A 13689-nucleotide genomic window follows, 5' to 3' on the forward strand; every position below is an offset into this window, starting at 1 on the left:
TTTTAATACCAGCCTCTTCTTGCTGCATTGATGACAGATCCAAGATTAAGGATCAAAGTATATCGGATACGCTTTGCATAATCTTTAAATCCTGGCTCAAATCCTAAAGAAGATTGTATCGGAAAATAAACTTCCAGAAAATCCGGAATGATTCTCACTTTAACCCCGCTATCCCATATAAATTTTGCAGCATGATCTTTATTTTTATAGATTCCTGCATCAGCATACACATGAAATATCTTCCATATACTGGAATCTACATTCACAGAAGTAATCCATTGATTAACTGTGCCGGGAAGGAATGATTTAAATCCGCCGTCTGCTAAAATAAACTGCTGCGAAAGAAGACCACTGCTGGCACTCTCTCCTAAAAGGCTATAAGAAAATGTATAGTTGGATACCCTTGAAATTCCATAGTTGAATAAATCATTTCGGGTATCATTTCTGAGAAAATATCCTGCAAATAAACGAACACTTAGCTTTTGTCTTGGGGCAAATTCCCATCTGTAAAATCCTTCAGCAGTAATTTTGTTAAAATCTTCCATACCCTGTGCACTCAGGCTTAAGCTTTTCTCATGAATCATCTGACTGTCACTATAGCTATATCCCAATCCCCAAAGATTGTATTTTTTGTAATCATCATTGGCGATCATAGCAGGGCTTAGATCCCGCTCAAAGTAGTTGTATGAAACCCCTAAACTTCTGCTTACTGTACTTCTTGGGTTTTTTCTAAAGTTTAGAGTGGAAAATACAGAACCTTTTCTGTAAGCTAAGTTATAATCATAGTGGAAATAAGATCCTGAAACTCCAAATGTAATACTTCTGAACATGCTTTCAGCAGGCAGGAAAGAGTAAGATACAGCTCCTGAACCGGTTAGTTTTCCTGTTCCGGTACTGTATGTAGGGGTAAAGGAATACAGAAATTTCTGATCAAAGAATGACTGATTTTTAAAATTAGCTCCTAACAAAAATTTATCATAAGTATTGTTGAATCGTACCCTGGGACTTACATAAATTTCATTGTATTCAGGATTTGGAATATCCTTTATGAGTTTAAATTTGATTTTTTTAGTATTTGAAAATATCCCTTTTGCATACAAAAAATTATCCCTATAGCTGGCTTCCGGGAAAATATAATCATTATTTAAAGTTATTTTATAAATATTATCTGAGGCAGGAAAAGAAATCTCTTTTATTCTTTCATTTTCTAATGTTTCTATCCAATAAGATTTTCTTTCGCCATTTCTGGTTTCTGTTTCAAGCTTGACTGGAATAGAAGTATCCGTATTTTTTGCAATTTTAATCTGTAAAGAATCGTTTTCTTTACTAATATGTTTCAGCTTAAAATTAATCCTGTTTTTCTGTTTGAAAAAATTTTCAAGATAATAGGCAGATTTTTCTTTTTCTGATAACTGTTTCAAGAAATCATTTGGATTAATCCTGTTTCCTGAACTTTTTGAGACATACTCTTTTACAATATTATTAAAAGACTGCTCCCCCATTTTATTCGCAGAATAATTGAACAGACTTCCTGTCTCAAAACTACTGATGGCCATATCGTTGAAATTGCTCAAACTTGTAAAATCTCCATCAATTTTCTGATCCAGATTCTGAAGCATAATATATTGATAAGCCAGCCCATAGCGGTCGAGCAATTTTACCTTGGAGGCATGAAACAATTTTAAAGGTTTAAGTCCAAATAATTTGGTTTCAGGCAGCATCCCTAAAAGTTTGGTGTCTTTATAGAACTTTTTCAGATATTGGATTTCAAGATAGGATTTTAAACCATTTTTAAACCAATGATCTTTTTGTTTATCCGCAATTATTCTTTCATCCAGAACTTTTTTGGTAATAACTCCAAAATAATCCAGGTCTGTTTTTTCAGCTTCTGTAAATAGAGGAAATCTGAATTTCCAGAAAGTAATATCATTATTTCCAAAGAAATCTTCCTTAGCTCGGAACTTATCTGAAATAAATATACTTTTCGGAAGATAGCCTATTTTTTCTTTGAGAAATTTTAGATGAAGAGGTAAATAAAACTCCAGATTCTGTTTCTCCTCAGGTTTGAGGTTATAGCCAAACTTAATTTCAGTGTCTGTACCGTCAATATTGATTTTTATAACAGGATATACATTGGGTGAAACCGAAAATTCAGGATCTGAGTCTAAATAACCCTGAAAAGAATTCATCTGAATCTGTGGAAGATTACCTTCGATGAAGCTATTCACTGGGATATCAAAATTTACAGTCCAGAACGTATTGAAACTTACCGGTTCTTCAATATCATGGTATTTTCTTTCAAAATTATTGTCCGGATCAAAATGATCCGGAACAATAAAGAAATATTTTAAAGCTGTATTCTGGCCGGATGTTCCATATCCCGTAAACTTTTTATCGGGAAGCTGCATACGGTAGTGTAGCTGAAGGGTAATACTTTCACCGGGTTTTAATGCTTCTTTCAGGGGTAGAAAAAGATTTTCATCTGAAAGTGTAGTAACCGGGATTTCCTGGTTTCCTGAATCTTTAATGTTGAGTTCCAGAAGTTTCCCTAAATCATGGCTATTAGCAAAATGCAGGTCACTGTTTCTGTCTTCCAATTTTCTGTACACTAAAGATGTTCCGCGTTTGTTATAAGCAGAAATCCAGTTCAGAAGTTTTATCGTCTGTAGGTCTTTGTCAGAATGATTGTAATAAACAATCTCCTGGTTTACCTCAAGGGTTTTATTATCAGGAGAGAGTTTTGCTCCTATGTATATACTATCTTTCTGTGCAGAAACCTGTACGATTCCACAAAACAAAATAAGGCAAATGCTGATCTTTTTCAAATATCCGTGATAAAGCTCAAATATAGCTTATTTTGTATATACTTTATAGGAATTTTAGTTCTGAATTGCTTTTTTTTCCAAAGAATTAATATACGCATTCCAACCTTCATTTTTATAGGTAACAGCAGCTGTTTCCGGATCTTCAGATTTATAAATTCCTCTTCCTACAATGATGAAATCTGTATGTAAAGTTTTGAAAACATGTTCCGGAGTATTATACTGCTGTCCTTTTCCATCTCCAGAATCAGCAAGGTTGACACCAGGTGTAAATAACAGAAGATCTTCAGGAATTTTATTTTGAGAAACTCCTCCGATTACATTAGGATGTGACAAAGCTACTTTTAGAGCTTCTTCACGATAGCTGGTAGTTGTTAAAGCTCCTTTTGAAGACATTCCGACAATAGCTACAACACCTACATTTTTGAAACAGTCTAGGGATTCAAAACCTCCGATTACCTGGGAGGTTACAAAATCAGCCCAATCTGTAATTTTGAAAACTCCGCTTGTAAATTGTAATTCCTGAGTATTTCCGATATCTGCAAATTTTCGGTCTTCCATTAATAAGAATTGGTGTCTTCCAGCAATTTCTTTTAAAGGAGTAATTGTTTTTTCGTATTCAAAATCAGAAATGATATCGATGTGTGTCTTTAAAGCAATAATATGTGGACCTACTTTTTCTGCAAAGTCTAATAATTCCTGAGTGGTTGTAACATCTGCAGAAGCAATCAGGTTAGATTTTTTGGCTATAGCTGTTTCCAATAGCTTTTTTGAAACAGAATGCTGAGTGTTGCTTAGCTTTTGTTCGTAAGAAGCTCTGGTTTCTTCTTTAAACTGAATGTGGTTACCCTGTAAGAAATCCTGAATTCTCGCTACTTCTTCATCAGATAACTCACCAGTCTCCTGAAGAACTCCACATACTTCCGAGATATTAAAAAGAGTATGTACTCTATATCCTTTGCTTTCTAATAACTGTTTTCCGCCTTGTTCTCTGTCTAGTACTACTACAATGTCAGAAACCTTCAGATCTTCCTGTTCTATTTCCGGAATAGTCTCTAGCAAAGATTTTCCTGAGGTGATAACATCTTCTACCAAAAGACAGTTTTGTCCTTTCTGATAAATTCCTTCAATCAGTTTTTTAGTACCGTAACTTTTTGCTTCTTTTCTTTTAATAATTAATGGAATATAACTTTCCAGTGACATTGCTGTCGCCATAGGAAGAGCAGCATAAGGAACTCCACAGATTAAATCAAAATTATCCAATGGAAGCATTTCCAGTAAATAATTAGCAAGATTTTTTAAGATTTTAGGATCCGAAGCTAAAGGTCTTAAGTCTACATAAAAAGGGCTTTCGATACCACTTTTTAAGGTAAACCTTCCAAATTTAATGATGCCTAGCTTGTAGCACTCCAAAAAGAATTCTTTTTTACTTTCCATTATTTTTTATTAGATATTGCAAATTTAAGGATTTGAAATAAGGCTTAAAAATTTATCGCCTATTAGATAAATAAAAAACCATTCTGTAAACTCCAGAATGGTTTTGAAAATATAAATAAACTATTATTTTATGATTTCTGCGTCAATCACTTGGGCACCGTTATATTTTCGTTCAGCTTCCCAAAGTAAAAATTTGTCCACCTCTTTGATGAGTTTAGGAATGGTAAGTGACAATACCGCCAGATCATCCATTACTCCAAGTACCGGGATGGCAAATTCAGGGAGAAGGTCAATAGGAGAGATGACATATAAAATTCCAAGTAAAGGAAGAATAATGTCAATGGATTTCATAGGATAAATTCCTTTTCTCCACATTTTTACCATTCTGAAAATATCAGGGATCTTTTTTACAAAGCCCTTGTGACTGATAGCTTCTTTTGCAAGATTTAATTTTGAATATTTCATTTTGTGTTTGGATTTAAACAAATTTTTCAACATTATAAATTTCACAAATCCTGTACCAACAAATTATAAAATTTAGTTAAAAAATTATTTGATGATATTATCAATAAACTGGTGCACAGTTTCTGAGTCCCAGTCTTTTGTGGCATCTTCCTTAATCAGGATTCTGCCGGTCTTATCTAAAAGAAATGTTGTAGGAAAAACTTTAGGAAGAATCTTTTCAGATATCGGACTTTGTGCAATGTATACCGGTACTGTATAATTATTTTCCTTTAAAAATTTTCTTACATCTTCTTCTTTATCATTCATCGCAATAAGTACAAAATCTACATGCTCTTTTCTGGTATCATACAGTTTTTGAATAGATGGCCATTCTTTTCTGCACGGTGGGCACCATGTTCCCCAGAAGTTAAGGAAAACAGCTTTGTTCTTAAAGTTCTTAAGATTGGTGCTGGGCGCATTGATTCCTTTAAGTTCAATGTCATAATCTTCCTCATTGATGTGTACTGCATTTTCGATTGTAGCGATAGGAAAAAACTGGTTTTTCATATAATCCTTCACTCCCGGTACAAATACAATAATACCAACGATGACAATGATTGCAATGTAAATAATTCCTTTTTTCATATTCTGTTTTTTTTATAACAGATCCAAGATTTCCTGAACGGCATCTTTACCTCTGTTTTTAGCATAATAGATTTGCAGGTCGTTATAGAAAGTGTCTTTTGGATAGCCCTCCGGATCAGCTTTATACTTCATTAATAATTCATAACCATACTTTGGACGAGGGCCCCATGAATTTTTTACATTAAAATCCTTATCCAGAATCAATACTTTAGGAATAGATTCTGTACCGTTGGTTAAAAATTGATTGATCAGACTTTTATCACTGTCTCTTAAAAAAACTCTGATTTCATTATGACCTTCAAAGAATTTAAACAAAGCAGGAACAGTTGCACTGGCGTCTCCGCACCAAGCTTCAGAAATAATTAAAATTTTTCCGTCAAAATTTTTGGCTGCTAATTCTTTTCTCTGGTCTTCATCCGGAACATACTTTTTAACAGTTCTGTCCATTCTCTGAAGCCCAAGCTCATAATATTGTTTATATTCAATCTCCTGTTGGTTAGCAGGATTATCTAATCTTTGTTTTGCAATTTGAAGGTATTCTTCAAAAGAAATTCCCTGATCCCAGTAATTTTTCATTACCAAAAGTATTTATATTAAAAATTATTGATGTTTCGCGTTTTATTAATCAAGAATAAGTCTGCTAATACAAATGCAGCAAGGCTTTCCACCACAGGAACAGCTCTTGGAACTACACATGGATCGTGACGTCCTTTTCCTTCTACAATCACAGGATTTCCTTCTTTATCAATACTATCCTGAGGTCTTAAAATGGTGGCAACCGGTTTGAAAGCTACACGGAAATAGATATCCATTCCGTTGGAAATTCCTCCCTGGATTCCTCCAGACAGATTAGATTTTGTTGTAAAATCTGTGTTGAATTGATCGTTATGCTCTTTTCCTGTCATTTTTGCACCACAGAAACCGCTTCCATATTCAAAACCTTTACAGGCATTGATATTCAGCATTGCTTTTGCCAGTTCAGCCTGAAGCTTTGAAAATATAGGTTCACCAATTCCTACAGGAACGTTTTTGATCACGCAGGTAATGGTTCCTCCAATGGTATTTCCTTCTTTTTTAATTTCTTTGATTCTGGCAATCATTTTTTCTGCTGTCTCGGCATCCGGACAACGTACATCATTACTTTCCGTTTGAGAAAAGTCAAGAGCCTGGTATGGTTTTTCGCAGAAAATATCCCCCTACAGAAGAAACATAAGCATTAATTTCAATCTCCGGTAAAAGTTGTTTAGCTAATGCTCCGGCAACTACCCAGTTCATGGTTTCTCTTGCAGAAGATTTTCCTCCTCCACGGTGGTCTCTGAAACCAAATTTCTGATCGTATGTAAAATCAGCATGACTTGGACGATATGCTCCAGCAATATGGTCATAATCCTTTGATTTCTGATTTTCGTTTTCAATGATAAAACCGATAGGCGTACCTGTTGTTTTTCCGTCAAAGATCCCGGAAAGAAACTTTACTGTGTCACTTTCTTTTCTTTGTGTAACAATAGCAGACTGGCCGGGTTTTCTTCGGTTCAGCTCATATTGAACTTTATCGAGATCTACCGTTAAACCTGCCGGAAAATTATTGATGATACCGCCGTAAGCCACTCCGTGACTTTCTCCAAATGTTGTAAGACTAAGAAGATTACCTAATGTGTTGAACATGATACAAAATTACCTTTTTTTCTTCAGATAATAAAGTTTCAGTATTGGTTCTATTTATAAATATTTTCGATGGTGTTGATAGCTGCTTTTGCTTCTTTTTTTTCTTCGGAAGTGATTGTTTTCCAGATGAATCCTTTAGAAATGTCGTTTTTGTCAATGAGCTGAGGGAAAATTCCGGCTTTTATATCATCAAAGATAAAACTTTCTGAGATCGCAGGAAGAGGTGTTTCAAAGTTGTAAGGGTATTTTCTGGAAACATTAAATTTTAAATTTCCAATCTGAAAAGTGTTGAATTGCTGATATTGATAAACGCATGGTTGATAAAGCTGTTCCTTTTCAAATCCGGCCATGAAATTTCCTAGTTGAAAGCTTGGAATATACTGTTGAATAAGACCGGGAAAAGATAATAGCGAAATAAAAAATAAGCTGAGTACAGAAAAAACAGCAATAGATTTTCTTTTATTCCAGTATTCATAGAAAAGAACGAAGATGATAACAAAAAATGCATCAAGGAAAAATCTGTATTGAGCAGAAAAACTCAGTACCAATATACTTTTTATCAACAAAGAGATACAGATCAGAGTAATAAATTTATTTTTTTTAATCAAAGCAAATACTGAAAAGATGACTAAGCTAAATATGAAAAGAATATTAATTTTTGATTTGATGCCTTTCAATAAAAACCAGTTCTTTATATGATCCCATGTGGAGAAATTTTGGATTTCTTCGTATGAGTACTGCATGTCATAGGTTTTCAATATCGCATATTGTGAAGAAGTTTTCAGTATTTCGGGATTGGGTTTCCAACTGAAGCCAAAGTCTCCAATAGATACTGGAAATATCGGATATCCGAATGTCCAGATATTTTTAATACAGAACAGAAATAAGATGCACACTCCTAAAAGAAGACCTTTAAAGTTTGATTTAAAAATGAAAATATGACAAAGAAAAACAAAAAGAGGAAGCCAGATCATGGTTGGTTTTATGGCAAAAACAAAAGCAGAAAAGGCAAAGAGCAAACTGATGTTTTTATTTCCGGATATCATTTCATTTAAAATAATTAAAGAAAGAATAATCACCGGAAGATCCGGGCTTGGTGATTGTGAAAAAAGTAATAAAATAGGGATGAAGCAGAGATGCATCCAGTTTTTCTTTTCAATACTATAAATGGTATAAATAACCAGAAGGATAGAATTGATTCTTAGAAAAGGGTCCGAAAAATTAGAAAATCCTGCCTGAAAAATATGCCAGATAGACATTTGGCCTAAAGTAAGATCCAGATTGGAAATTCCTTTAATGAGTCCATACTCTGTAAGCCATTTAATAGTGGGAACATAATATCCGAAATGATCTAATATATAAGGATAAAAAGCTCCGGTAAATAGTATAATACTGGAAATAAATGCGGTTAAAAAGAAATCTTTTTTTGAAAAATTATAAAATTCCAGATATAGTTTGTCTTTAAAAAAGTAAAGCAAACCCAGTAAAAGAGTTGGGATTTCAACATAAATATTCAAAGGGATAAGAAAAGAAAGGAAAGTCCATACAAGACTTATTCCCATGATTCCCGAAAGCATTTTTCCGGAGAGTCCCTGGAATACGATTCCACAAAGTTGTTCCATGATTTTCCCAAGCCCTGATAAGACTGGTAGAAGAAAAATAGTGGAACAGAGAATCAATATCATAAAAAAAGATTGCCTAAAAATAAGCAATCTTTATATTTTATGGTGAAAAAAATTATCTCCTTGGTTGTACCCTTCCGTCTTTTCTATCCTGTGATCTACCGATGGTATAGCCTGTAGCTCCTCCTACAACACCTCCGATTACAGCTCCAAGACCTCTGTTTTTCTTAGCAATGATTGCTCCTGCGGCAGCTCCTCCTACAGTTCCTATAATGGTTCCTTTGGCTGCTTTACTCATCCCTTTTTTCTGAGTGGTCCCTTGTGATGCACTGCTTCCGTTGTCTGCATATCCACCGTTGCTTCCGCCTCCTGAATTAGAATTAGAGCTTCTATCACGGTATACTGTTCTTGTTTCCTTTATAACTCTTGGTTTTGAATTATTTTCAGCGGTAGCTTTTGCTTTTTTAGTTTCAGAAATACTGTCAGCTTTTTTCTGAGCTTCATATACCAGCTTTTCTTTTTCAATAGCCAGCTTTTGTTTTTCTATTTCAAGTTGTTTAGCCTGGAATTCAAGTTTTTGCTCTTCCAGTGATTTCTCAGCAACTCTGTCATCCTTCTTGCAGGCCGTTAATAAGAAAACGGATAAAAAACCTGCTAATACTATCTTTCTCATAATTCAAATTTTAATAAGCTTAAGCCAAAACGGCTCCAGATTTATTTTTATTTTCAATTATGAAGCCAAGTTTTAGTTAAAGAGTGTTAAAGTTGATAACGAAAGAATTAAAATAATTCTAAATTTTGATTCATATCAGGATATTAGAGAGGATCTGGAAAATTTAGGCATAAGGTTTGTGATGAACTTAATCATAGCTCTCTATTGCTGACAGGAGATTTTTATGAGAAAGAATTCGTAAAATATAGTTAATCCATAACTTTTGTTGAATTAATTTTAGATGCCTATTTTTGAGGAACTAAATTACTTTCAATATGAAAAAATCAATTTTTACAGTATCAGCTGTAGTAGGATTACTGGCTGTTACTACTTCGTTTTCTTCCACTGATGTTGTGGAATCTCCGTCTAAAGCTCGTACAGAAGTATCTGTGAAGGATACAAAGACAAAGACTTATCCGGTACGTTACGGATTGATCTCTATGAATGGAACGAAAATGCTTTCAGGTTCAGGATTTGATCTGGGAGGTTTTGTTGCCAAAAATACTGCCACAGGAAACGAGTATTTTACTGGGCAATATAATTACCGTGCGCTTCCACAGTATTCTGAGGAAGATCTTCCGGCAGGGACTTATGAATTTTCAGGAATCCAGGGCCAAGGAGGCTGGGTAGGTTATGGAACAGTAATTGCTACTGTATCAGATGAAAATATAGATGATGACGGATACATTACAATATATGTTCCGATCACATGGGAAGAATAACTTTGTGAAAGACAAAATATTTATCTACATTTACCAATCCTCGAATGAGGATTTTTTAATCGATATACAGTAATTAATCGCTGTTGAATATGCTGGAATGGTATAACAACAGTTTACATGATATTCTGTTTGGATTTTTCTGAATAGATTTTTTTCATCATTTGTGTTTTTTAGGCCTCCGCATGGAGGCCTTTTATTTTTTACAGGGTTTATAGCTATACTCATATATTTTTTTGGGTAGAGGAGGTATCTTTAAATAAACATTTTCTATTCCATATATCTTTATGATGAAAAGTTCCTCGTTTTTTAGAGGAACTTTTATTTTATGGTAAGCATAGAGGAAGAAAAAAATGTATCAGAGAAGGGGAAAGTAATGTGTAAGAATTTTTATGACTGGGCTCATAAAACAGATAAAAAGTAAGACTTATTTTTGATTAAGAACTAAAAGATTAATTTTTATTTCTGATATAAAATTTTTTTCATCATTTGTGTTTTTTTAGGCCTCCACCCGGAGGCTTTTTGATTGTAAAAATTCATAGTTTATTTATTCCTATTCATCGAAAATAATTCTGTCATTAAAAGGATGATCCCAAACAACAAGTATGCGGTTATTTAATTTTCTGACGTGAGCCTGTACCATTTCATATTCGCCTTTTTCATCCCGTTTCTCTACAATAAGGTTTGTTCCTTCTGCTATTTCACTCATTTTAAATTCAATATGATATTGTCTTTGATCATTTTGAGCAAAATCTGTTTTATTAAATTGTCTTTGTGACCTGATGTTGAATTTTAAGATTATGTTAAATAATAAAATAAATTGTGCCAATTTGTAATTTTCCATGTCTTCATTGATGTCTGTTGTATTTTGAAGAAATTTTTCCCCCGCTTATTTTAAAGTTTTTTTGAATTATTGATTTGTTAATCATTGGGAGGTTTGATAATTGTGTTATAGTGTTTAGTAGAGTTATTATTTGTATATATTTAAAGTTCAATCTGTTTTGGGTGATAATTTTTTAATTTAATTTTCTCTGTTTATGAGTAAAATTTTAATTTTTTTTCAAAAAAAGTAATTCTTGGCACGATTTTTCAATATACCAATGCAACTCATGTTTAATTTGAGTTTTCATGGTTATTAGTTTTTATCCTCGGAATTTCCGAGGATTTTTTTTGTTCTTATATGACAGTACTCAGAATTGGAGTATTCAGGTTCATTTATATTTGGTAAGATAAATTTCTATCCATCATCACTTTTGCATTATTTAGCAGACTCCTCCTGAATGGAAGAGCTTGTTTCATTAAAAAACACATTCTTTTTAACATTGAGATTCGTTAGGAAAAATTTTAATGATTAATAATGTTTTTCAATATTTCAATTTTTTCCAGCAGTGCTATATTTTCTTTTTCTAATTGGGAGATATAAGCATGGATATTTTCCCCAGAGATTTCATGAGATGTATAAGTAGGATAATCTGCTTCATAAATTTCTTCTACCGGAACATTAAAGAATAGGGCGATCTTTTCCCATTCATTTTTTGTGATTTTTATATAGCCGTTTTCTTTTCTGCTGTAATTGGAAACTTCAGTAGGAATGATATCTGCAATCTGTTGTTGAGAATAGCCTTTTTGCTTTCTTATGGCTCGTAGTTTTGCTTTTTTCATGGGATAGGCTTTGTACAAATTTGAGGAAAAGTGTGTTCTGTGGCTTATGGATTTCCGTAAAGAGCTGAAATAGGCAGAAAGGGCAGGGATGATATCCTTTCTTTATTTGAATTGAATGTATAGATTGAGTTGTTTGACCCCTTCAAAATTTTTGGAAACAATAAATTGTTTGAATCGGGTAATTTTTAATGGAAACGCAATACAGTCTTAAGGTGGAATGAATATAAGGGATCAGTCTCAAAAGTTGGGGGGAATGTTAAGTTGGTGTATCTTTGAATTATGTTAAGCGATCAGGAACTTCTTAAATTACTACTTCCAGAATTTTTAGTTGAAAACTTTGATATCCTCAAAGCAGAAGAACATAATGGTGAACTTCATATCTATTTTGAAGAAAAAAACAGTATTCCACAAGAATTTAAAGAAAGGCAGTTGGAATCAAAGGGTTTTCTCGCTGAGATTATTGTTGATGATTATCCATTAAGGGGTAAAATCGTAAAACTCCATGTGAAAAGAAGAAGATGGACCGATAGGTCATCAGGAGAAATCCTTCAAAGAGATTGGCAGCTTGTATCGAAAGGCACCCGCATGACTAAAGACTTTGCGGGTTTCTTAAAAAAAATTAGCCGATACTAAAGCTCTTCCCCTGAAGGTCATCGCAGAGTTCTTTGGAGTTAAGGCAAAGACTTTTCAAAGACAATATAAAAATACACTCAGCCAATACAAAGACTGGAAATACAGAGATCATGCAGATCAGTGGGTTGTTTATCCTGACAATCTTTCAGATTCTTTATCTTTAGATGAAGTGGCTTTATCTGATGGAGAACTTTATACAGTCCTTACCTCTAAGAAAGCAAAAGGACAAAAAGGTAGTATTGTGGCTATTATAAAAGGTACTCAGAGTGATTTTATCATAGAGCATCTTTTGAAAATCAACAGAAGGCTTCGGATGATGGTAAAAGAGATTACTTTGGATATGGCCGGTTCAATGAAGCGTATTGCGAAAAGATGCTTTCCCAATGCCTGCCTGGTGGTAGACCGTTTTCATGTTCAAAAGCTAGCGATAGAAGCTCTGCAGGAAATCAGGATCAAATATCGTTGGGAAGCTATTGAAATGGAAAATTCTTTTGAAGAGCAATATCCTGAAAGGCAAGTCTTTGAAAACGGAGATACCCGGAAACAACTTCTGGCAAGAAGCAAATACCTGCTTTATAAAAGCCGGGAAAAATGGACTTTATCCCAAAGGCAGAGAGCTTGTATCCTTTTTGCTGAATATCCTGATCTGGAACAAGCTTATCAGTTAACGGATAAACTTAGAAAAATTTATAATCAGAATATTTCAAAATCTATTGCGATGACTAAGCTGGCGCATTGGTTCAAAAACGTTGAAGAAGCTGGATTTAAATCGTTTTCTATCTTAAGAAAAACAGTAATGAATCATTACAGAGATATTTTAAACTTCTTTGATAAAAGAAGCACTAATGCTTCTGCTGAATCTTTTAATGCGAAGATCAAAAACTTTAGATTACAGCTTAGGGGTGTGAAAGACAAAACTTTCTTTCTTTTCAGATTAACCAAACTTTTTGCTTAGCCCCCCAACTTTTGTACCTGATCCAATATAAGTCATTTTCTTGACTTCTAAGCAACAGGATAATTATATCGTTTATGAACTGTCTTTTCTAAGCTTATAGATAATTGCTATAAATGCATAAAAAAACCTCTAAATAAAATTTAGAGGTTTTAAAGAGGTACCTAGCGGATTCGAACCGCTGTAGATGGTGTTGCAGACCACTGCCTAGCCGCTCGGCCAAAGTACCATGTCTTACCATTTTTGAGGTGTGCAAATATAGCTAAATTTCTATATAAACCAAAGTTTTTATGAAATTTCTTTGCTTTTCAGGCTGTCAATTTTGCTTTTAGTCTGTATTTCAGACTTATAATTTTTAGTGTTTATTATTCTATTT

At 33.7% G+C, this 13689-nt stretch carries 12 protein-coding genes, 1 tRNA gene and 1 pseudogene; 3 read left to right on the forward strand and 11 right to left on the reverse strand.

Translation table 11 applies throughout. From position 1 onward, the window contains the following. Positions 1-2: 2 nt before the first annotated feature. The 8 genes and pseudogenes from H5J24_RS02140 to H5J24_RS02175 form a co-directional block, all read right to left on the reverse strand. Complete coding sequence (locus tag H5J24_RS02140) at positions 3-2825, reverse strand: gluzincin family metallopeptidase (RefSeq protein WP_068944608.1); 2823 nt, start codon at positions 2823-2825, stop codon at positions 3-5. Between the two features lie 54 nt (positions 2826-2879). Then, positions 2880-4259: an orotidine-5'-phosphate decarboxylase gene (gene pyrF, locus H5J24_RS02145; protein ID WP_068944607.1), complete on the reverse strand. Its 1380-nt coding sequence runs from the start codon at positions 4257-4259 to the stop codon at positions 2880-2882. A gap of 123 nt (positions 4260-4382) precedes the next feature. Continuing rightward, a complete protein-coding gene (locus H5J24_RS02150; protein ID WP_068945196.1) occupies positions 4383-4724 on the reverse strand; it encodes a YkvA family protein in 342 nt (113 codons plus the stop codon). 84 nt (positions 4725-4808) lie between these two features. Then, positions 4809-5348 (reverse strand): TlpA family protein disulfide reductase, encoded by a 540-nt coding sequence (locus H5J24_RS02155; RefSeq protein WP_068944606.1) that lies wholly within the window; start codon positions 5346-5348, stop codon positions 4809-4811. Positions 5349-5360: 12 nt separating this feature from the next. Next, entirely contained in the window at positions 5361-5924 is a 564-nt protein-coding gene (locus H5J24_RS02160) for a thioredoxin family protein (RefSeq protein WP_068944605.1), read from the reverse strand. A gap of 17 nt (positions 5925-5941) precedes the next feature. After that, positions 5942-7013 (reverse strand): annotated as a pseudogene (gene aroC / locus H5J24_RS02165) (chorismate synthase). A 50-nt stretch (positions 7014-7063) separates the two neighbouring features. Further along, positions 7064-8698, reverse strand: a complete 1635-nt coding sequence (locus H5J24_RS02170; protein WP_068944603.1) for an LIC_10190 family membrane protein — start codon at positions 8696-8698, stop codon at positions 7064-7066. A gap of 52 nt (positions 8699-8750) precedes the next feature. Beyond that, positions 8751-9308, reverse strand: coding sequence for a YMGG-like glycine zipper-containing protein (locus H5J24_RS02175; RefSeq protein WP_068944602.1), 558 nt, complete (start codon positions 9306-9308; stop codon positions 8751-8753). Positions 9309-9622: 314 nt separating this feature from the next. Here H5J24_RS02175 and H5J24_RS02180 point away from each other — a divergent pair, with 314 nt between their 5' ends. Then, complete coding sequence (locus H5J24_RS02180) at positions 9623-10069, forward strand: hypothetical protein (protein WP_068944601.1); 447 nt, start codon at positions 9623-9625, stop codon at positions 10067-10069. Positions 10070-10619: 550 nt separating this feature from the next. Here H5J24_RS02180 and H5J24_RS02185 read toward each other — a convergent pair. Together H5J24_RS02185 and H5J24_RS02190 are read right to left on the reverse strand one after the other, a co-directional pair. Then, positions 10620-10910 carry a hypothetical protein gene (locus H5J24_RS02185; RefSeq protein WP_082811277.1) on the reverse strand — a complete coding sequence of 97 codons (291 nt, stop codon included), beginning with the start codon at positions 10908-10910 and terminating at the stop codon, positions 10620-10622. Positions 10911-11410: 500 nt separating this feature from the next. Continuing rightward, on the reverse strand, positions 11411-11728 hold the full coding sequence (locus H5J24_RS02190; protein WP_068944600.1) for a helix-turn-helix domain-containing protein: 318 nt from the start codon (positions 11726-11728) through the stop codon (positions 11411-11413). Between the two features lie 279 nt (positions 11729-12007). Here H5J24_RS02190 and H5J24_RS02195 point away from each other — a divergent pair, with 279 nt between their 5' ends. Together H5J24_RS02195 and H5J24_RS02200 are read left to right on the forward strand one after the other, a co-directional pair. Beyond that, entirely contained in the window at positions 12008-12361 is a 354-nt protein-coding gene (locus H5J24_RS02195) for an ISAon1 family transposase N-terminal region protein (RefSeq protein ID WP_068942808.1), read from the forward strand. A gap of 19 nt (positions 12362-12380) precedes the next feature. Beyond that, complete coding sequence (locus H5J24_RS02200; protein ID WP_185124671.1) at positions 12381-13316, forward strand: ISAon1 family transposase; 936 nt, start codon at positions 12381-12383, stop codon at positions 13314-13316. Positions 13317-13471: 155 nt separating this feature from the next. On the opposite strand, the gene H5J24_RS02205 is transcribed toward H5J24_RS02200, so the two are convergent. Then, positions 13472-13542, reverse strand: a tRNA-Cys gene (locus H5J24_RS02205). Between the last annotated feature and the right edge of the window lie 147 nt (positions 13543-13689).

Source organism: Chryseobacterium capnotolerans, from assembly GCF_021278965.1.
In the GTDB taxonomy this organism is placed as follows: Bacteria; Bacteroidota; Bacteroidia; order Flavobacteriales; family Weeksellaceae; genus Chryseobacterium; species Chryseobacterium capnotolerans.